Origin of the sequence: Sphingomonas sp. LT1P40 (assembly GCF_036663835.1) — a bacterium.
In the GTDB taxonomy this organism is placed as follows: Bacteria; Pseudomonadota; Alphaproteobacteria; order Sphingomonadales; family Sphingomonadaceae; genus Sphingomonas.
Genome location: NZ_JAXOJT010000002.1, coordinates 574,397 through 593,654 on the forward strand (window position 1 = coordinate 574,397; position 19,258 = coordinate 593,654).

The 19,258-nt window shown below is 65.6% G+C and carries 15 protein-coding genes; 5 read left to right on the top strand and 10 right to left on the bottom strand.

Annotated features, from left to right (window positions below):
* The first annotated feature begins 3 nt into the window (after window positions 1-3).
* Window positions 4-918 carry a DMT family transporter gene (locus U1702_RS14230; protein WP_332725751.1) on the top strand — a complete coding sequence of 305 codons (915 nt, stop codon included), beginning with the start codon at window positions 4-6 and terminating at the stop codon, window positions 916-918.
* On the opposite strand, the gene U1702_RS14235 is transcribed toward U1702_RS14230, so the two are convergent.
* Together U1702_RS14235 and U1702_RS14240 are read right to left on the bottom strand one after the other, a co-directional pair.
* Window positions 828-1,652, bottom strand: a complete 825-nt coding sequence (locus U1702_RS14235) for a Rossmann-fold NAD(P)-binding domain-containing protein (RefSeq protein ID WP_332725753.1) — start codon at window positions 1,650-1,652, stop codon at window positions 828-830. The genes U1702_RS14230 and U1702_RS14235 overlap by 91 nt on opposite strands.
* On the bottom strand, window positions 1,652-3,334 hold the full coding sequence (locus U1702_RS14240; protein WP_332725755.1) for a M20/M25/M40 family metallo-hydrolase: 1,683 nt from the start codon (window positions 3,332-3,334) through the stop codon (window positions 1,652-1,654). The genes U1702_RS14235 and U1702_RS14240 overlap by 1 nt, the downstream gene beginning before the upstream one ends.
* Before the next feature lie 109 nt (window positions 3,335-3,443).
* Here U1702_RS14240 and pepN point away from each other — a divergent pair, with 109 nt between their 5' ends.
* A complete protein-coding gene (pepN, locus tag U1702_RS14245) occupies window positions 3,444-6,032 on the top strand; it encodes an aminopeptidase N (protein ID WP_332725757.1) in 2,589 nt (862 codons plus the stop codon).
* Between the two features lie 17 nt (window positions 6,033-6,049).
* Here the strand turns inward: pepN and U1702_RS14250 are convergent, their stop codons facing one another.
* Both U1702_RS14250 and U1702_RS14255 read right to left on the bottom strand, forming a co-directional pair.
* Window positions 6,050-6,544, bottom strand: coding sequence for a hypothetical protein (locus tag U1702_RS14250; RefSeq protein WP_332725759.1), 495 nt, complete (start codon window positions 6,542-6,544; stop codon window positions 6,050-6,052).
* A gap of 222 nt (window positions 6,545-6,766) precedes the next feature.
* Entirely contained in the window at window positions 6,767-8,392 is a 1,626-nt protein-coding gene (locus tag U1702_RS14255; RefSeq protein WP_332725761.1) for an alkaline phosphatase D family protein, read from the bottom strand.
* A gap of 106 nt (window positions 8,393-8,498) precedes the next feature.
* Between U1702_RS14255 and U1702_RS14260 the strand changes: the two genes are divergently transcribed.
* Both U1702_RS14260 and U1702_RS14265 read left to right on the top strand, forming a co-directional pair.
* Window positions 8,499-10,163: a DUF8614 domain-containing protein gene (locus U1702_RS14260; RefSeq protein WP_332725763.1), complete on the top strand. Its 1,665-nt coding sequence runs from the start codon at window positions 8,499-8,501 to the stop codon at window positions 10,161-10,163.
* Window positions 10,160-11,611: an ArnT family glycosyltransferase gene (locus U1702_RS14265; protein WP_332725765.1), complete on the top strand. Its 1,452-nt coding sequence runs from the start codon at window positions 10,160-10,162 to the stop codon at window positions 11,609-11,611. Before U1702_RS14260 ends, U1702_RS14265 begins: the two co-directional genes overlap by 4 nt.
* Here the strand turns inward: U1702_RS14265 and U1702_RS14270 are convergent.
* The 3 genes from U1702_RS14270 to U1702_RS14280 are packed head-to-tail and all read right to left on the bottom strand — an operon-like array spanning window position 11,554 to window position 14,212.
* Window positions 11,554-12,750 (bottom strand): glycosyltransferase, encoded by a 1,197-nt coding sequence (locus U1702_RS14270; protein WP_332725767.1) that lies wholly within the window; start codon window positions 12,748-12,750, stop codon window positions 11,554-11,556. The two genes, U1702_RS14265 and U1702_RS14270, sit on opposite strands and share 58 nt — an antisense overlap.
* A gap of 8 nt (window positions 12,751-12,758) precedes the next feature.
* Window positions 12,759-13,289 (bottom strand): DUF2141 domain-containing protein, encoded by a 531-nt coding sequence (locus tag U1702_RS14275; RefSeq protein WP_332725769.1) that lies wholly within the window; start codon window positions 13,287-13,289, stop codon window positions 12,759-12,761.
* A complete protein-coding gene (locus U1702_RS14280) occupies window positions 13,286-14,212 on the bottom strand; it encodes a hypothetical protein (protein ID WP_332725771.1) in 927 nt (308 codons plus the stop codon). Before U1702_RS14280 ends, U1702_RS14275 begins: the two co-directional genes overlap by 4 nt.
* Window positions 14,213-14,390: 178 nt before the next feature.
* Here U1702_RS14280 and U1702_RS14285 point away from each other — a divergent pair, with 178 nt between their 5' ends.
* Window positions 14,391-15,482 (top strand): glycosyltransferase, encoded by a 1,092-nt coding sequence (locus U1702_RS14285; protein WP_332725773.1) that lies wholly within the window; start codon window positions 14,391-14,393, stop codon window positions 15,480-15,482.
* Here U1702_RS14285 and U1702_RS14290 read toward each other — a convergent pair.
* Genes U1702_RS14290 through U1702_RS14300 form a run of 3 tightly spaced genes read right to left on the bottom strand, consistent with a single transcriptional unit; the run spans window position 15,467 to window position 19,256 of the window.
* Window positions 15,467-17,509, bottom strand: a complete 2,043-nt coding sequence (locus U1702_RS14290; RefSeq protein ID WP_332725775.1) for a TonB-dependent receptor — start codon at window positions 17,507-17,509, stop codon at window positions 15,467-15,469. The two genes, U1702_RS14285 and U1702_RS14290, sit on opposite strands and share 16 nt — an antisense overlap.
* Window positions 17,506-18,132 (bottom strand): maleylacetoacetate isomerase, encoded by a 627-nt coding sequence (gene maiA, locus U1702_RS14295; RefSeq protein WP_332725777.1) that lies wholly within the window; start codon window positions 18,130-18,132, stop codon window positions 17,506-17,508. Before maiA ends, U1702_RS14290 begins: the two co-directional genes overlap by 4 nt.
* Window positions 18,129-19,256, bottom strand: a complete 1,128-nt coding sequence (locus U1702_RS14300; protein WP_332725779.1) for an AI-2E family transporter — start codon at window positions 19,254-19,256, stop codon at window positions 18,129-18,131. The genes maiA and U1702_RS14300 overlap by 4 nt, the downstream gene beginning before the upstream one ends.
* Window positions 19,257-19,258: the final 2 nt, after the last annotated feature.

Below are 19,258 nucleotides of genomic sequence, written 5' to 3' on the forward strand. Positions count from 1 at the left end.
GCTGTGAGCGAGCCAGCGCCGCAATCCACCCGGCTGGCGATCCTGATCCCGTTTGCGGTCGTTACGCTGATCTGGGGATCGACCTGGATCGTCATCACCGGGCAGCTTGGCACCGTGCCGCCGACCTGGTCGGTCACCTATCGCTTCCTGATTGCGGGCGTGGCGATGCTGCTCTGGGGGGCATTTACCCGGCAATCGCTCCGTCTAGACCTGCGCGGCATCGGCTTTGCGGCGCTCCTTGGGCTGTTCCAGTTCGCGCTCAATTTCAACTTCGTCTATCGCGCGGAAATGCATGTCACCTCCGGGTTGGTGGCGGTGGTGTTCGCGCTGTTGCTGGTGCCCAACGCGGTGCTCGCGCGCATCTTCCTCAACCAGAAACTGGGGCGTCAGCTGATCGTCGGTTCGGGAATCGCGATAACGGGTGTGGCACTGCTGTTCCTCCACGAAATCCGCCGCGATCCTTTGGCCAGTGACGAGATTTATTTCGGTATCGGCCTGACCCTGCTCGGCGTCATCTCCGCCTCGGTCGCCAATGTCATGCAGGGGACCGACACCGCGAAGGCCTATCCGATGGCGACGATGCTCGGCTGGGCCATGCTGATCGGCGCACTGTTCGACGGCGTTTTCGCCTGGGTGACGGCGGGGCCGCCGGTGTTCGACACGCGCCCCAGCTATATCGCGGGCGTGCTCTATCTCGGCATCGCCGCTTCGGCGATCGCGTTCCCGCTTTATTTCAAGGTGCTGCGCGTGATCGGCCCGGCCAAGGCGGCCTATTCCGGCGTGATCGTGCCGGTGCTGGCGATGCTGCTCTCGACGCTGTTCGAGGGCTACCGCTGGTCGCTGCTGGCGGCGGCGGGCGCGGTATTGGCGGGCATCGGGCTGGTGCTGGCGCTCAAGGCGCGCAGGCCCAACCGGTAATCGGGATAAAGCGGCCGCCACCCCAGCACTCGCTTTGCCTTGCCGTTGGCGATCCGGCGGTTCTCCGAATAGAATGCCAGCGCCTGAGGCGACAGATCGGCCTCCGCCAGCGGCACCAAAGGCGGCACCGGTAAGCCTAGCAAGCGACAGCCATAAGCGATCACGTCGCTTTGCGGTGCGGGCTCATCGTCGGCCAGATTATACGCGCCCGCCGGGGCATCGAACCCGGCGATCACACCGCTGGCAATGTCATCGACATGCACGCGGCTGAACACCTGTCCCGGCACGTCGACCCGCCGCCCTTCGCCGCGCAGGATGCGGTCGAGCGGCGATCGCCCCGGCCCGTAAATCCCCGGCAGCCGGAACACGCGCGCGCCCAGCGCCAGCCACGCCGCATCCGCGACCGCGCGCTCGGCGCGACGCCCGGTCCCGGTCGGCGCGCTCTCATCGACCCACGCCCCGTTACTGTCGCCATAGACCCCGGTCGCCGAGAGATAGCCGAGCCAGACGCCCGAAACCGTCAGCGCGTCGGCATAGGCGGCGAGCACCGGATCGCGCTCGCCCGGCGGCACCGACGACAGGATATGCGTCGCATGCCCGATCTCGAACCGCACGCGTTCGGCGTCGTCAAAGGCGAGGTTGCCCGCGCTCCCCGTCGCCGTCACCCGCGCATCGGGCAGCCGCGCCGCGATATGCGCGGCGGTGTAGCCGAGCCCAAAGATCAGCAGGCGCATTATTTCGCGCCATAGCCTCCGTACAACAGCCCAAAGAAGTCGCCCTTGTTCCAGCGCGGGCGCTCGTCGGCATCGGCGATCTCGCGCGCGATGGCGTAATTGGCGGCGATGAAGCGCACGCCCTGATCCCACATGATGTCGCGGTTGGTGATTTCATCGGACGGCTTGTGATAACGCGTCGCCAGAAACTTGTTGAACGCGTTGCCGCTCTCGCCCGTCTGGCCCGGCCACAGGAAGACCGACGGCACGCCCTGTTGCACGAAACGATAATGGTCGGAGCGGACGAAGAAGCCTTGTTCCGGCATCGGGTCGGTTCCCACGCCGACGCCTACGCTCGCGGTCGCCCGCGCGACGGTTGCGCCCAGGGTCGAACGCGCCGCGCCGAACGCGATCATATCCTCGAACTTGTAGGTGATGACCGGCATGTCGAGATTGACGTTGGCGACCATCTTGTCCTTCGGCACGGTCGGGTTGTTAGCGAAATAGTCCGCGCCGATCAGGCCCTTTTCCTCGGCGGTCACCGCCAGGAACATGATCGTGCGGCGCGGTGCCTTGCCCGATGCCTGAAAGCGTTTCGCTTCCTCGATCAGCGACGCGATCCCCATCGCATTGTCCATCGCGCCATTATAGATGGTGTCGCCGCTGGCGTCCGCCTTGCCCACCCCGACATGATCGAGATGCGCGGAGAGGATAACGACCTCGTCCTTCAACTGCGGATCGCTGCCGGGGATGATACCCGCGACATTGGGGCTGGTCACCGTCTTGCGCTCGGTTTTCAGCGCGACCGCCAGCGATGATGTGGTGGCGAACGCCTTCAGCACCGGCTTGCCCGCCTCGGCGGCCTTCAGCGCGGCGTCCCAGCCCTTGCTTCCGGCGAACAGCTTGGCCGCACCGTCCATGCTGACATGCGCCAGCGTCGGGGTGCCGCGCGACGGCACATAGCCGCGCCCCTCGGCATCGGCCCAGGTCATGTCAAACGTGTCCCAGCGATCGGCGCGGCCCGAAAACGGGCGGACCCGTGCCGAAACCGGGGATTCAAGGATGACGACGCCGGCCGCACCCTTGCTCGCCGCGACCGCCGCCTTGTTCGCATCGCCGCCGAAATGCGCGCGCTCTTCGCCGTCGAAATTGCCGGGCGCCCCGGCAAAGAAGGCGACGATCTTGCCCTTCGCATCTACGCCCTTGTAATCGTCACGCTTCAAATGCGGCGCTACGATGCCGTATCCGGCAAACACCATCGGCGCGTCGATCATTGTGCTGGCCTTTTCGGGATCGCCCAGCGGCACATAATCCTCACCGAACTCCAGACTGACCGGTGCTGCCCCCGCGCGGGTCACGGTCAGCGTGCCCTTGTCGGCGGGGCGATAGCTGAGCAACGGCACCTGTTGCAGATATCCGCCGTCGGTCCCGGCGGGTTTCAGACCGGCGGCATAGAATTGCGCGGCGACATATTGCGCGGCGATCTCATATTCGGCGCTCCCGGCGTCGCGCCCCTTCATCGCGTCGGATGCCAGGAACATGACATGCGCCTTCATCGCCGCCTGATCGGCGGGCAGGGTCGCGTTGATAAAGGCGTTGTCCTCCGCTGCGCTCGGGGCGGGCGGTGCTGCCGGGGTCGCCTCCTGCGCGAACAGCGCGGGGGCGAGGCTGAGCAGGGCGAGCGTGAATGCAGGACGCAACATGGTGGAACTTCCGGATTGAACAAATGATGCGCCGAGGCGTAGCAGTCCGACGATACACCGCAATCGATTTTCCGTGGTGCCGCCCCGGCACCGCTTTATAGGCCGCCTTATGATCGACGCCCTTGCCGCAACGCCTGCCATCATCCGCCGCGAAGACTATCGCGCGCCCGACTGGCTGGTGCCGGACATCGCGCTCGATTTCGATCTCGATCCGGCCAGGACACGGGTGCGCGCGACGCTGACGGTGGCGCGGAACGGCGATCACGACCGGCCGCTGCGTCTCGACGGCGACGGGCTGACCGCGCTGGCGGTGCGGGTGGACGGGGTCGAGATGCCGCCGATGATGGACGGCGGCGCGCTGGTCATCACGCTCGACAGCGAGCGCCATGTCATCGAGACCGAGGTCGAGATCGCGCCCGAACGCAACACGCAATTGATGGGCCTCTATGCCTCGGGCGGAAAGCTGTGCACCCAGTGCGAGGCGGAGGGGTTCCGCCGCATCACCTTCTTCCCCGACCGGCCCGACGTTCTCACCCGCTATCGTGTGAAGATGACGGCGGACAAGGCACGCTACCCGGTGTTGCTCGCAAATGGCGATCCGATCGCTTCCGGCGATGCCGAAAACGGTAAGCACTGGGCCGAATGGCACGATCCGTTCCCGAAGCCGTGCTATCTCTTCGCGCTGGTCGCGGGCGACCTCGCCGCCAATCGCGCCACCTTTGTCACGATGTCGGGCCGCACCGTGGAACTCGGAATCTGGGTACGCGAGAGCGACTTGCCCAAGACCGATCACGCGCTCCACGCACTGCAACTCAGCATGGCGTGGGACGAGAAAGTCTATGGCCGCGAATATGATCTCGACGTGTTCAACATCGTCGCGGTCGACGATTTCAACTTCGGCGCGATGGAGAATAAGGGGCTGAACATCTTCAACAGCCGCTACATCCTCGCGGACCCCGATACCGCCACCGATTACGATTACGATGCGGTCGCCGCCGTGGTCGCGCACGAATATTTCCACAACTGGTCGGGCAACCGCATCACCTGCCGCGACTGGTTCCAGTTGAGCCTGAAAGAGGGGTTCACTGTTTACCGCGATCAGCAGTTCAGCGCCGATCAAGGCAGCGCCGCGGTAAAGCGGATCGAGGATGTGCGGGGCTTGCGCGCCGCACAATTCCCCGAGGATTCCGGCCCGCTGGCGCATCCGGTGCGGCCCGATGCCTATGCCGAGATCAGCAACTTCTACACTGCGACCATCTACAACAAGGGCGCCGAGGTCATCCGCATGATGGCCACGATACTGGGGCCACAGAAATTCCGTGCCGCCACCGACCTGTATTTCCAGCGCTTCGACGGCACCGCGGCGACATGCGAGGATTTCGTCGCGTGCATGGAGGAAGCGGGCGAGACCGACCTCACCCAGTTCCGCCTGTGGTACTCGCAGGCCGGCACCCCGCGCGTGACCGCGACGCTCGATCACACATCGGGCAGCGGACGTGCGTTGCTCAAGCTGGCGCAACTCGTCCCGCCAACGCCCGGCCAGCCCAACAAAGCCGCGATGGTGCTGCCGCTCAAGCTGAAGCTGTTCGGCAGCGAAACCGGCAAGCAGGTCGGTGCGGAGCAACTAATCCTGCTCGACGATACGGACGAGGAAATCCTGTTCGAGGGCGTTTCCGAACGTCCTGTGCTGTCGATCAACCGCGGCTTCTCCGCCCCCGTCATCGTCGATACCAATCGCAGCGCCGCCGACCTCGCTTTCCTCTCGGCGCATGACGACGATCCGTTCGCGCGGTACGAGGCGATGCAGCAGCTGATGCTCGACACCCTCGTCGCATCGGTGACGCAGGGCCGCGCCGATCATGCGGCGGTGATCGCGGCAATCGGCAACACGCTGGCCGACCCCGCGCTCGACCCGGCATTCGTCGCGGAGGCGGTCTTGCTGCCATCGGACAGCTTTATCGGCGATCAGCTGCCGGTGGTCGATCCCGAGGCGATTTTCCGCGCGCGCGAGGCATTGCGCCGCGATCTCGGCAAGCAGCTCGATCAGCAATGGCGCGCGGCCTATGACAGCGTGAAGGCCAACCGCTTTGAATACTCACCTGCGGGCAAGGGCGCGCGTCGCATCAAGACCGTGGCGCTCGGCTATATCAATGCCGGGGGGGCATCGGATGGCCCGATGCTGGCGTTCAACCAGTTCGAGAATGCCGACAATATGACCGACCGACAGGGCGCGCTGACCACGTTGGTCAACGGGTCGTCGGACAGTCGCATCGCCGCGCTCGACATTTTCTACAACCGCTATTCGGACAATGCGCTGGTGCTCGACAAATGGTTCCAGACACAGGCGCTGGCGTCGCGCGAGGATACGGCGGCAGCTGTCGAGGAGTTGGCGCGTCACCGCGACTTCACCCTCGCCAACCCCAATCGCGCGCGTGCGCTGGTCGGCGCGTTCGCGGTGAACCAGCGCGCGTTTCATTCGGGCGACGGGCGCGGCTATCGCTTTGTCGCCGACCAGCTGATCGCGCTCGACAAGCTCAATCCACAGACGGCGGCGAAGCTGGTGCCGCCGCTGGGGCGCTGGAAGCGCTTCGACGCAACCCGCGCGGCAAGCATGCGCGCCGAACTGGAGCGCATCCTTGCCACGCCGGGATTGAGCAAGGACATGGCCGAACAGGTGGGGAAGAGCCTGGACAGCTGATCTCCACCGGTCGGGGTTCAGTAGGTCCGGCTGCTGCGTGTTTCACCCAGAAACGCCTGAACCATCCGCGCACTGATCTCGCGGCGGTTGTTGGCGCTGTTGGTGTCGTCGTTGCACTTGTTGCCGTCGATCGCGATGTCGGGATCATAGCTGATCTGGACATCGACGGTGCCGCTGAACTCAAACGTGTCGAACGCATTCGGGATCACTGGCGTGGTAAAGGTCAGCATCCGCCCGCCCGCCGGCGCACCGGCGGGCAGCGCGCGGGTGACGGTGTAAACCGCCCCGGTACTGCCGTTGCGGACGCACAGCGTCACATTCTGCTGGTTCGCGCCCGAGCGCCACGCGGTGCTGCCGTTATTGTAGACGTCGAAGCTCACCTGGATCTTGTTCTTCATGCCGCCGACCTTGGTCAGCGTGATCGAGCGTATTTGTGGATCGACGCGGCACGGGCGAAAGGGTTCCGGCGTAAGACGCGGGATCGGCGTCGTGCGGACCAGCGGCTTATGCATGCGCTTTCCGGTCGGAAGGCTTGCGGGTTGCTGCGCCGCGAATGCGGCCCCAGCGAACAATGAAGCGGCGGTGGCGGCGAACATGAGCGGTGAACGATGCATGGCTATTCCCTCCTCTGGTTTCATCCGGCCGGGGAACGCCACTGGGCCTGACGGGAATAGCTTATGACGCCCCCGAAATGAACCGTTTCTTGATCCAGATGAAAGCGTCTGTTCAGGCGATCAGGCCATGATCCTTCGCCCCGGCAGCACGACTGCGCTATGGCCGATCCTGGCAGAGGGTGTCCGCTGCAGCACGGTATCGACAAAAATCCAGTCGTTGCGCACCCGCTGCGGCGTCAATGTCAGCGCCATATAACCGCGCTGCGAAGTATCGCTCCATGTGAGCTCGCGATTGGTCTCGACCAGTGCGGCGGCGATCACCTTCGGATCGGCGGCAGTCGATCCCTCATAGCCGGGTGACGTCACCGCATGCCCGGCGAACTCGACGCCCGCCGGCTTGCCATCCTGTGCCAGATCGAATGCCCATGCGTTATGGCTGTCGCCCGCGATCACCACCAAATTCGCATTCGCCGCCTGTGCCGCCTTCAGGAACCGCGCCCGCGCCGCCGGATAGCCGCCCCAATTGTCGAGGTTCATCGGCAGGCCCAGCGCGGCGAGCTTCACGCCGCCGGTGACGAGGCGCTTCACGCTTTCCGGCGCGTCGGGCCGCAGCCATTCCACCGCCTGTTTCGGCGTCACCGACCTGCCCATGATCGTGCCGAAGCCGGCGACCTGCCAGTGCGTTCCGGCCTTGACCGAGCGCGCCAGTTCCGCGGCGATCCATGCCTCCTGCGCCCAGCCCATCATCGTCATTGCCGGATCCTGCCACGCCCCGTCGCGGAACGCCTTCAACGCCGCGACCGGATCGTCGGCGGCGAGCAAAGGTGCGGCGGACGGCGGTCTGGTCCGCGCGCCCAGCCGCGTCTCGGTGCGGAACAAGGTGGCGAGGCGGCCGATCTGGTATGATTTCCACGGCTCGTCCGACACCGGCATCCATTCGCGCCACGCCTGTATCGCCGCCGCGCGCCGGATGCTCCACTCGCCCTCCGTGGCTGACATGTGGTTCTGCGCGCCGCCCTCCCAGGCATCGTTCGCCGCTTCGTGATCGTCCCACTGGATCAGCATCGGCTTGGCCGTGTGCAAGGCCTGCAGGTCTGGATCGCTGCGATAGCTGGCATAGCGCAGCCGATAGTCGGCGAGATGGAGGATCTCGGTCGCGGGCAGCGGCAGGCGGCTGTCCACCAGCTGCGCCGCCGTTGGATAAAAGCCGTGCGGATATTCGTAGATATAGTCGCCCAGATGCACGGCGAGGTCGATGTCGTCGCGTACCGCAGCATGCGCATAGGCGTTGAAATAGCCGAAACCGATGTTCGAGCAGGAGAAGATTGCGATGCCGAACCGCGAGATATCGCCCTGTGGCAAGGTGCGCGTGCGGCCTACCGGCGACATCGTCCCGTCGGGCGCGATGAAGCGGTAATGATAGCGCGTACCCGGCTTCAGGCCGGTGACCGTGATCTTTGCCGTCCAGTCGCGCCACGGCCCGGTGATCGCCTCGCCGCCCGCGACGATTTTCGCAAAGTCGCCGCTCTCCGACACCTCGACCCGCAGCTTCGCAGAGTCGCCGCTGGCGACATAGCGGGTCCACAACAGCATCGACTCCGTTCCCGGCTCACCGCTGGCGACGGCATGGGTGAAGCCGCGTGCCGCCGCGACGGTGGCGGTCTGCGCGAAACCAGGAATGGCGAAGGCGCCGAGGCCCAGCGTGCCGGTCAGGAGAAAGGAGCGGCGATCGATACGGACGGTCATGGCGGGATCTCCTCCGCAGTGGCTTGCGCTTCGCATATGGCCGGTCCGTGACAGTCGGGATATGCCTCGCTAGACCGGTGCCAATCGAATGTTCCCGGAGTAAACGATGCGCAAGCCCGTCATCCTCGCCCTGCTTCTCGCCACCACCGCGTGCAACCAGACCCCGCCCGCCGACAACACGACGGCCACCGCCGAGACCGCAGACTATGACCTCGCCGCGCAAAAGGCGAAGCTGGCGGTGATCGAGATGAAGCCGGATGTCAGCTTCCTCAATGCCGAAGAACGGCAGGTGGTGAACCTGCTGATCCAGGCGTCGGAGCAAATGTCGCTGATCTACCGCGCTCAGCGTGATGCGAACTGGAAGCAGACCCGCGCCGCGATCGAGAAAGCGGGCGGCGGACTGAATCTCGAAATGTACGACCGTTATTACGGACCGTGGGACGATCTGGCGGAGAACCGTGCGTTTTTCGGCACCACCGGCAAGATGCCGGAGGGGGCGGGCTTCTATCCCACCGACCTGACCAAGGAAGCGTTCGACGCCTATCTCGCCGCCAATCCGGGCGAAAAGGCGGCGCTGACCAGCCCCTACACCATCGTCGTGCGCGACGGCGCGAAGCTGAAGGCGATCCCCTATTCGGTGGCATTCAAAACCGAACTGACCGAGGCGGCGCGGCTGCTCAACGAAGCGGCGGCGATCACCACCAACCCCAGCCTGAAAAAATTCCTGTCGTTGCGCGCGAAAGCGTTTCTGACCGACGATTATTACGAGTCGGAACTGGCGTGGATGGACCTGAAGGACACGCCGATCGAAGTCGCGATCGGGCCGTATGAGGTCTATACCGACCGGCTCCACGGCCAGAAGACCGCGTTCGAGAGTTTCGTGACGCTAAAGGACCCCGAAGAGTCCGCCGCGCTCGACAAATACAAGAAATACCTCCGCGACATGGAGGCGAATCTCCCGGTCGATGAAAAGCTCAAGAACTTCCAGCGCGGCTTCGAATCGCCGATCGCGGTCGCCGAACAGGTTCGCGGCGGCGGCGACAGCGTGCCGGGCATTCAGACGGTCGCCTTCAACCTGCCCAATGACGAGCGCGTGCGCGAGGCGAAGGGCGCGAAGAAGGTGATCCTGTCGAACGTGCTGGGCGCGAAATACGACCGTATCCTGGCACCGATGGCGCCGTTGGTGCTCGGCGCAGAGCAGTCGAAGCTTGTTGTGAAGAAATACATGCAGCTGGAAACGCTGTTCCACGAGCTGTCGCACAGCCTGGGACCTGGGACGATCACCGTTGCAGGAAAGAAAACCACGGTGAGCGAGGCGCTCAAGGATCAGGCATCGGGGCTTGAAGAAGCCAAGGCCGATGTCATGGGCGCGTGGAACATCCTGTTCATGATGCGCAAGGGCGAGCTGCCCGCCGCCGAGAAATCGCAGCTGTTCGCCACCTATCTGGTCGGCACGTTCCGCGCGATGCGCTGGGGCATCGAGGAGGCGCACGGGCAGGGCGCGGCGATGCAGTATAACTACATGAAGGCAAAGGGCGCATTCGCGTGGGATGAGGCCGCCGGTCGCTATCGTATCGACAATGCAAAGTTCGAGATCGCGTTGCGCGACCTGCTCCGCGACATGATCGTGTTGCAGCACAATGGCGATTATGCCGGGGTGAAGGCGTTCATGGCGAAATGGGCCAAGCTCGACCCGCACGCGCAAAAGGTGATCGCGTCGATGCAGGCGATCCCGGTCGATATCCTGCCCGTCTATCCCGACAAGGTGTGAGTGCCGCCGCGCTGCCCCGCTGGCTGATCTTGATTGGCGTTGCGCTGGCGGCGCGGGCGATCACCTTCGGCAACCCGATCCTGCATGTCGACGAGGAGCTGTATTTCGTCGCGGCGCGGGCGATGCTCGACGGGGCATTGCCGTTCGTCGATATCTGGGACCGCAAGCCGGTGGGGCTGTTCCTGCTCTATGCGCCCGCTGCCGCTTTGGGTTTTCCGACGGGGATCTGGGCGTATCAGGTGCTGGCGCTGGCATGTCTGGTGGCAACGGCGATGCTCGCGGCACGGCTGGCAAGGCGCGCCGGGTGGGAGCGCGGCGCACTGGCGGCGGGGGTTGCGGTCATCCTGTGGCCGAACCTGATCGATGGACAGGGTGGGCAGGCACCGGTTTTCTACAATCTGCTGATGATCGCTGCGGCCGCGCTGATCGCGCCGCGTGACGACGATGCAGCGCGGCCAAGGCGGCGCTTCGCCACCGGGTTTGCGGCAATGACGCTGGTCGGGCTGGCGTTGCAGGTCAAATATGCAGCGGTGTTCGAGGGGCTGTTCTTCGGGCTGTGGCTGCTGTGGCGCGAGTGGCGGTTGGGACGCAGCCTTCCCGGTATCTTGGCTGTAGCGGTGCCACTGGCGGGGGTTGCGCTGGTGCCGACGCTGGCGGGGTGGGCGATCTATGCGCGAATGGGGCACGGGGATGCATGGCTCTACGCCAATTTCCTGTCGATTCTCGATCGCAACCCCGACCCGTGGATCGAGCAGATCGCCAATCTCGCCGCCATCCTCCTGATCCTGTCGCCGTTGCTCGCCGCCGCCGCGCTGGCATGGCGAACGCGTGGGGCCGCGCCAGTCGCCGGGTTCCTGTTCGTTTGGGCGCTGGCAAGCGTGGTCGGGTTACTGATCTTCGGGTCGTATTTCGACCACTATGCCCTGCCGCTGATCCCGCCGCTAGCCATCGCCGCTGCCGGGTTCTTCGGGCTGCACCGGCGCTTCGCACTGTGGACACTGGTGCTGGTGTTCCTCGGCGGTCAGGTGATCCTGTTCACCAAGCGCACCACGCGCGGCACGCCGGGCGAAGTCGCGGCCATCGCGCAAGTCATCGGCAGCGGCCCCGGATGCCTGCACGTCTATTCCGGCTCAACCATGTTGTATCCGATGACCGGGCGTTGCGCCGTCACCCGCTGGATCTTCCCCAGCCATCTAAGCCGAATCCGCGAGCGCGGTGCGATCGGGGTGGAGCAGGAAGCAGAGATCGACCGCATCTTGCGCGCGCGGCCTGAATGGGTGGTGATGCGCAAACCCTATCGTGGGGAACGTCCGGAGATTCGAGCGCAGATGCTGGCGGGTGTTCAGCGCGATTACCGGCAGGTGACGATCCTGCCGCTCGGCAACGAGCGTTACGCCCTCTGGCGTCTGGCAACCCCGCCGTCGCGTTCGGCAAGCAGCTCCGAATAAAGCGCGAGCAGCGCGATCACGTGATCGCGGTCGGACAGGACATTGCCAGCGGCATGCCGTGCCGCCGCCTTCAGAATCGACTGATCGCGCGCGAACAACCGCCGGATCGCATCGGCGGCGGACAGCGAATCGCGCCCACGATAGGTTTCGGCGAACAGCGGGTCGGCGACCTCCGCACAGCCACCGTCATCGGGCACGATCAGCGGCAGGCCCGATGCCAGCGCCTCGCACGCCACCAGCCCGAACGGTTCCTGATCCGATCCGTGGATCAGCGCGTCGGCGCTGGCAAGGATGCGGCAGAAACGCTCGCGGTCATAGACCGGGCGAAACAGCCGAATGTGGCGGTTGCCGCCGATCTGTCGCTCCAGCGCCGCGCGCTGCGGCCCGTCGCCCAGCAGCATCAGCCCGACCGGCATGTCGGCCCCGGCCTGTTCGACCGCGTCGATCACCGTCGGCCAGCGCTTTTCCTTGTGATGGCGCCCAAGCCCAATCAGCAAATGCCCCTCCGGCGGCAGGTCGAGCTGCGCCAGCATCGACGCGCGCAGCGCTTCGTCGCGCAGATCGGGCGAGAAATGGTTGCGGTCGATCCCCAACGGCATCGCCGCATCGACATGCAGCCCGCGCTTTCGATAGCGTTTCGCCAGCGCCGGACCGTTGGTGACGAATGCGTCGTACTGGGTCAGGAACTTGTCCATGTAGCGCGTGTACCAGCTGAACCAGCGTTCGATCGTGTCGGGGGTGGCAATCCCCTCCAACCAGCGATGCGGATAGGCGCCCATATTGTCGTTATGCGCGAAGAACACCTTCAGCGCCTTGCCCTGATCCCATTCGCCCAGAAACCAGGCGGGCTGCCAGGGCGAGCAATTCTCGACCACGTCGGGTTTCAGCTGGTCGAGCAGCCGCGTGACCGGCTCACCGTCGCGGAACAGCCAGTAATTCTTGTCGAGAATCAGCGGCGGGGATTTGACCCAATAGATGCGCCCGCCATCGGGGCGGTCCTCGATCCGGTCTTCTTCCCATGGCGCGATGACGATCAGCTCATGGCCCAGCTCGGCCATGATCCGCATCTTGCGGTCGAGATAAGTGCGCACGCCGCCGCCGGTCGGCGAGTAATATTCGTTGACGTCGACGATGCGCATGCGCCGCCTCAGTCGTTCGGATCATAGGGCGCAAAGCCCGACAGGCCGCGCAGATATTGCGCGCGGATCGTCACCCGCGTGACCCCGCCGCCGACATTGATCATCGCCTCGGCCAGCTTGGGGCGGCTGCGACCGAGCTTGCGGTTGCTGGGAAAGCCTGCGCCGTCCTTCCAGAAGTTGAATTTGTTCTTGCCGTCGCGGTCGTGCGTGAAGAGCAGCGCATAGCGGCCCGCGCGCGGTGCCTTGATGCACATCGTCACCGCGCCCGCACCCGGCGTCTGTGCCCAGATGCGGCGGAAAAACTTGCTCTCGTTCTTCAGCTTGGTGTCGTCTTTCAGGAAATCGTCCTCGTTTGCCGGATACAGCTCCAGCTTCAGCCGGCCGCTGCGATCCTTCAGCCCGGTGACGTTGACGCGGATCGCCGATCCCGCGCCGCCCGAGCATGCAACGGCGTCCTCGCCCAGCACGGGCTGGGCGGCGGCGGGAACGGCGGTGATCGTAAAGGCAGTGAACACGGCAATCGCGAAACGTGAAATCATAGATCCTTCCTGATGAGCCCGAGCAGCCCGAAGCCCGCGATCAGCATCACATGCACGAGCAAAGTGAGCGCCGCGGTAAAGGCCAGCAGCTCCGACAGCGCCTGGCCCTGTCCGATCAGTATGATGGCGAAGTTGGCGAAAAGAAGGTCCTTGTTCGGCACGAACGGGAGGCGCGAGACCAGCATCCGCGATGCCGCGAGGATCAGCCACATGCCGATCGACACGTCCGGCATCGCAAAATGCCATGCAATGGCGACCAGCATCGAACCGAGAATCAGGCGTGTCGAATGGATGCCGAACACCCACCACAAGGTCTCGCGCGGGAGTGAAAAGACACGCTTCGAGAAGATCAGGAACGGCACCGACGTCGCCACCATCACGCCGATAGCGACCAGCGCGGTGTTGAACTGGGCTGGTGTCAACAGGTTCACCGCCAGCGGCAATGCCAGCGCCAGCATGCCCAGCGTGATGGCATTGCCGGCAATCGCCGACAGGATCGACACATCCTTTACCGCGCCGAACGGGGCCGCCACCATCTGCGTGCGTTGCCGCGCCCAGGCGTAAAAATAGGCCTCGCCCGAATAGCCCAGCACCACTTCGTTGGCGATGCGTTTGCGGTGCAGCGCGACCATCCCCGATGCGGGAATCTTCCACAAACGGCGAAAGATAATATAATCAAAGGTCGGCGGACCAAGGTAGAAGAGCGCGAAGAAGAGATAGAAGAGCCCGCTGCTCGGCGCGGTCTGCGACAGGCCGACCAGCCCCTTGTCCAGCAGCTCCTTCGCCAGGCCAGCAACCATCAGCAGCGACACCGCCAGCCCCAGCAGCATCGGCCAGCGGCGACGGATTTTTTCGATCGGTTCAAGCCCGGCAAGTTGCGTGGCACCGACGAGCGGGGCGGAATCGGCCGTGGTGATATTCATCGAAGCCTGCGCTCCCGGGGGTTCAACATAGGCCAATACAACGCCCTCTTCCGGGAACTAACCGACCACATTTCCGCTTGTTCCGACTCGCCACCCATCGGGTAGACGCGCCGCATCGCAGCAGAATGCGGTTTCTTCGCGGGGCGATTTGGGCTTTAGCAGGGCAAGCTGCAAGTCCATGACCGATCAATTGCCCCTTGCCGGACATATCCTGAGCTTTGCCCAGACGCTCAAAGGGGGTGGGGTCGAACGCGCGCTGATCCGGATGGCGGATGGTTGGGCACGCGCCGGACGCCGGGTCACATTGGTGATCGGCGATGCCAGCGGGGCGCTGGCGCACGAGCTTCCGGACGGTGTCACGGTGCGCGAATTGGGCAATGGCAGCTATCGCGCGCTGTTCGGCTTGCCCGCTATCGTGCGCGAATTGTCGCCCGACGTCATTTTCTGCCCCGGCAATCATTATACCGGTGCCGCCTGGTGGTTGCGCACCCGGCTGGGCACGGCATGTCCGCCATTGGTGGGCAAGGTGTCCAACGCGCTGGTGCGGCCCGATCTGCCGCGCGGCGCGGGGGCCGCATATCGCGCGTGGCTGCGGATGCATCCCGGTTTCCTCGACGCGGTGGTAGCGATGACCCCGGCGATGGCGGGAGAAGCGGTGGGCGCGATGGGCCTGTCCCCGCAGCATGTCCATGTGATCCCCAATCCCCCGACCCGGCCGATCCCCGGCGCGCCGCCGCCGCCGATGCCCGATGCACCGTTCCTGCTGGGCGTCGGGCGGCTGGCACCGCAAAAGCGCTGGGACCGGCTGATCGCCGCCATGCCCCGGCTGCATGACGGCAATGTGAAATTGCTGATCTTGGGTGAGGGCGAGGCGCGCGAGTCGCTGGAACGGCTGGTCGAGCGGCTGGGGTTACGGGGTCGTGTGCTGATGCCGGGCCATGCCCCCGATCCGCTGCCCGCGATCGCGCGCGCCGCTGCGGTGGTGCTGACGTCGGAATATGAGGGCGTGCCGGGGGTATTGCGCGAGGCGATCGCGGCGGGCACCCCCGCCATCGCCACTGATTCGAGCGTGGCGATTCACGAGCTGATCGATTCATCCGCAGTGGGCACGATCGTGCCGCCGGGGGACCGCGCGCGGCTGGTCGGCGCGCTCAATCACTGGCTGACACCGGGACGGGCGCGTGCGGTGCCGCGTGTCGAGACGGGCCCGGACCCGATTGCGGCGTATCTTGAGTTGTTCGACGGGTTGGTCGCTCAGCGCAAACGGTAGCGCAGTCCCAGCCACAGGGTACGCGGTGCGGCACGCTCGACGATGTCGTTTCCGGTGATCGCGGTCTCGACGCGCGTGTCAGTGAGATTCTCGCCCCGAGCTTCGAGCGAGAGCGAATCGGTGACGGGCAGCGCAGCCCGCGCGTCGAGCGTGAACGCTTTGGCCAGCGTGCGGGCGTTTTGGTCGTCCTCGAACTGCGGCGCGGTGTAGCGTCCGGTCAACGAAAGCGCGGTGCGGCTCTTCGACCAGCCAAATGTTGCCGATCCCTGATGTCGCGCGGTCTGCGCGGGACGCAGCCCGTCCAGTGCCGCCGCCGCGCCCGATGCCTCGACCTGCGCATCGGTAAAGGCATAAGATGCGCTTGCCCGCCACGGCCCCGCACGCCAGCGCAGGTCGATCTCGCCGCCCTTGGCGATCACCGCGTCCAGATTCTGTCGCTGACGATACGCGCCGCCCGCTGCGACGAAGCCGACGCCGGGGAAATTGCCGGGGCCGGTGCCCAATGTGACATTGCCGATCGCGCCGTCGATGCGGTTCCAATAGGCGGTGGCGCGCAGCGTGAGCGATGGCGCGGGGGTCAAGTCAATGCCCGCCTCCACGCCCTGCACCCGCTCGGGGTTCAACAGCGGGTTGGCGGCGGTGGCGTCGGTTCCGGCGCGGAACGGGCGATAGAGTTCGTTGAGCGTCGGCAGCCGCCACCCGGCATAGGCGGCGGTGCGCAACGACAGCATGGGCGACAGCCGCAACGCCGCGCCCGCGCGTCCGCTGCCCTCCCACCCGCTGCGGTCGACAAAGGCCGTGTCCGTGATCGGCACGCCGCCCGCCAGCGCTGCCTCGAACAGCGATCCGCCGGTGAGCGTCCAGCGATCGACGCGCCCGCCCGCATTCAGCGTTAGCGACCCGCGCTCCAGACTGAGATCCGCAAACAGCCCGCCGGTCAGGGTCTCGCCGCCCGCCATGCGCCGGCGCGTCGGGCTGCCCGCGACGAAGGTGTAAAGCTCCTGCGTGCGCCCCGCCGTGTGACGCAGGTCGCCGCCGATGCGAAGCGTCGCGCCGCTGCCGATGGGCGGTTCCAGCTCGATCCGCGCGCCTGCGCCGGTGGCTGGGACATGCTGGTCGAGCGTCGCGGTCGCCGTGTCGCGGGTGGCATTGACGCTGGCGAACCCGCTCGCAAACTCGCGGTGCTGGAGATAGGCGAGCGCCGCCCAGCGCCAGTCACCGCGTCCGACCAGCCGGACGCTGGCGTCCGCGCCCTGGCTGCGGACATCCGTAAAGGCAGTGCCGCGTTCACGCTCGTCGCTGAAGCCGGAGAGATTGGCCTGAAGTTCGACGGTTTCGCCGACCGGGAATACCGAACGCAGCGCGAGGCTTGCCTGACGGTACGGCGCGGCGCGGTCTGCTGACCCGCGATCCTCCGCCACGATTGGCACGAACCCGTCGCCGCGCGCGAACTGACCTCCGACCGTCAGCGATCCGTCACCCAGCCCGACGCCTCCGGTCGCCACCAGATCGACTGACTCGCGGCTCCCACCGAACGCGGCCAGCGTCAGCGGACCCAGTTCATCCGCCCCAGCGCTGTTCAGTTCGATCGTCCCCGCCAATGCCCCCGCACCGTGATAGCCGCTGCCCCCGCCACGCGTGATGCGCACCGACGCGAGCCGGTCGGGCAAATAGGCGGGGAACGGCACCCAGCCGCCGAACGGATCGGCCTGTGGCACCCCGTCGAGCAGTAGCAGCGCGCGGCTCGACGCATTGCCGCCCAGCCCGCGCAATGTGATCCCCTGTGCGCTCGGATGCGCGGAACGCGAATCGGCGCGACGGAACTGCGCCGCCCCGGCGGCATCGCGCAGCACATCCTCGAACCGCCCGCTGGCGGTATCGGTCAGCCGCTCGCGGTCGATTTCGGTCACCGCATAGGCGGCTTCGCCCGGCGGCGCATCGAGCCCGCGTCCGGTAATCACGACTTCTTCCTGCGCAAGGGCGGGAAAGGGCAGGGCAAGGAGAAGCACGGCGCTCGCGCGCCTCATGCCGGTTTGGTCCGGTCGGGACTCGCGGCGGCAAACGCCTCAAGCGCACAGGCGGCGGCATCGGCTGCGACCAACTTTGGATAAGCTTCCAGCGGCAGCTCGAACCGGCGGGCATTGTACATTTGCGGGACCAGCATCACGTCGGCAATACCCGGCGCATCGCCGCCCAGAAACGGACCTTTTCTCGACATTGCCTCCAGCGCGGTGAACCCTTCAGCGATCCAGTGGCGATACCACTCGGCCTTGGCGTTCTCGTCCGCGTCGAACTGGGATTCGAGGCGCTTTAGGATGCGCAGATTGTTGATCGGGTGGATGTCGGCGGCGATCACCAGCGCCTGTGCCATCGCGTCGGCCCGCGCCAGCGGATCGGCGGGGATCAGTCGCGGTTCGGGACAGGCCGAATCGAGCCATTCGATGATGGCGAGGCTTTGCGTCAGGATTTGTCCGCCGCCGATGTCGAGTGCGGGCACGAACCCCTGCGGGTTGCGCGTGACATGCTCGGGCGAGCGCTGCTCCCCCTTCACCAGATGCACCTCCACCCGCTCGTACTCGACGCCCTTCAGATTGAGCGCGATCCGCACGCGAAAGGCGGCGGAGGAGCGGAAATAGTCATAGAGGATCATGCTGACCGCTTTGCACGCACGCGCCGGGGTTTTGGCTTGGGCTGATCCGGCTCCGGCTCAGGTCCGATGCCCGCTTCGACCGCCTGTTCCGATTTCCGTTCCAGCGCGACCTTGATCATCGCCACGATCGGATCGGCGAGCGCGAGGCCGAGAAAGCCGAACAGGGTGCTCGCCAATATCTGTGACGACACGGTCAGCGCGGGCGGCATGTCGACCGTATGCTTGGCGACCAGCGGCAGCAGCACATAGCCGTCGAACGTCTGCACGACGAAATAGATGACGATCGCCCACAGCCCCTGTTCGGGTCCGGCGCTGAAGCCGACCGCGACCATCAGCACGCCGGAGATGAACGCGCCGATATTGGGGATGAAGGCAAGGATGCCGGTCAATATGCCGAGCAACAGCGCCATCGGCACGCCCGCCATCGACAGCAATATCCATGTCACAGCACCCTCGAACACCATGCCAAGCAGGCGCCCGGCGAGCAGGATGCGCATCGTCCGCGCCATTCGCGCAAGGGTGATCGCGAACTGGTCGCGGGACCCCATCGGCACCATCCATTGCAAGCCCCGCTCATAGATTCGCGGGTCCATCGCCACGAACAGGCCGATGATGAGAACCAGAAAGAAACTGCTGATCGCCCCCAGCGCGCCGCCGATGAACGAGGTCACACGCCCCACCGATCCCAGCGCCTGCTGCGCCAGCCCGGTCAGGTCCGACGCACCCGGCATCACGCCCAGCTCGGTCAGCCATCCACTCAACCGGTTCGCCTGCGCCTCCAGCGTCTGGCGGAGCTGCTCGGCCTGCGCCGCAATCTCGACCCCGGTCAGGTAGAACACGCCAACAATGAACGCGATCACGCCGATCACGACGATCAGCAGCCCCAGCCAGCGCGGCATCGCAGGCACCGCGCGGCGGATCAGCCGCACGCCGCCATCGAACATCGATGCGATCACCAGCCCTGCAAAGATCAGCAGCAGGGGCTGGATCAGCAGCACCACCAGTGCCACCGCGATGGCAAGGCCAAACCACACTGAGGCGCGCTTCAACTCGGCGCGCATAACCGGATCGCGCATTTCGTTGGGGCCGGGTTCCTGAATGACGGAGACGGTGTCGTCGCTCATGC

Excerpts from the sequence above, each read along its gene's own strand:
- U1702_RS14235 (WP_332725753.1), bottom strand. The coding sequence starts at position 1,652 with ATGCGCCTGCTGATCTTTGGGCTCGGCTACACCGCCGCGCATATCGCG.
- pepN (WP_332725757.1), top strand. The coding sequence starts at position 3,444 with ATGATCGACGCCCTTGCCGCAACGCCTGCCATCATCCGCCGCGAAGAC.
- U1702_RS14240 (WP_332725755.1), bottom strand. The coding sequence starts at position 3,334 with ATGTTGCGTCCTGCATTCACGCTCGCCCTGCTCAGCCTCGCCCCCGCG.
- U1702_RS14255 (WP_332725761.1), bottom strand. The coding sequence starts at position 8,392 with ATGACCGTCCGTATCGATCGCCGCTCCTTTCTCCTGACCGGCACGCTG.
- U1702_RS14290 (WP_332725775.1), bottom strand. The coding sequence starts at position 17,509 with ATGAGGCGCGCGAGCGCCGTGCTTCTCCTTGCCCTGCCCTTTCCCGCC.
- U1702_RS14260 (WP_332725763.1), top strand. The coding sequence starts at position 8,499 with ATGCGCAAGCCCGTCATCCTCGCCCTGCTTCTCGCCACCACCGCGTGC.
- U1702_RS14285 (WP_332725773.1), top strand. The coding sequence starts at position 14,391 with ATGACCGATCAATTGCCCCTTGCCGGACATATCCTGAGCTTTGCCCAG.
- U1702_RS14280 (WP_332725771.1), bottom strand. The coding sequence starts at position 14,212 with ATGAATATCACCACGGCCGATTCCGCCCCGCTCGTCGGTGCCACGCAA.
- U1702_RS14250 (WP_332725759.1), bottom strand. The coding sequence starts at position 6,544 with ATGCATAAGCCGCTGGTCCGCACGACGCCGATCCCGCGTCTTACGCCG.
- U1702_RS14275 (WP_332725769.1), bottom strand. The coding sequence starts at position 13,289 with ATGATTTCACGTTTCGCGATTGCCGTGTTCACTGCCTTTACGATCACC.
- U1702_RS14300 (WP_332725779.1), bottom strand. The coding sequence starts at position 19,256 with ATGAGCGACGACACCGTCTCCGTCATTCAGGAACCCGGCCCCAACGAA.
- maiA (WP_332725777.1), bottom strand. The coding sequence starts at position 18,132 with ATGATCCTCTATGACTATTTCCGCTCCTCCGCCGCCTTTCGCGTGCGG.
- U1702_RS14270 (WP_332725767.1), bottom strand. The coding sequence starts at position 12,750 with ATGCGCATCGTCGACGTCAACGAATATTACTCGCCGACCGGCGGCGGC.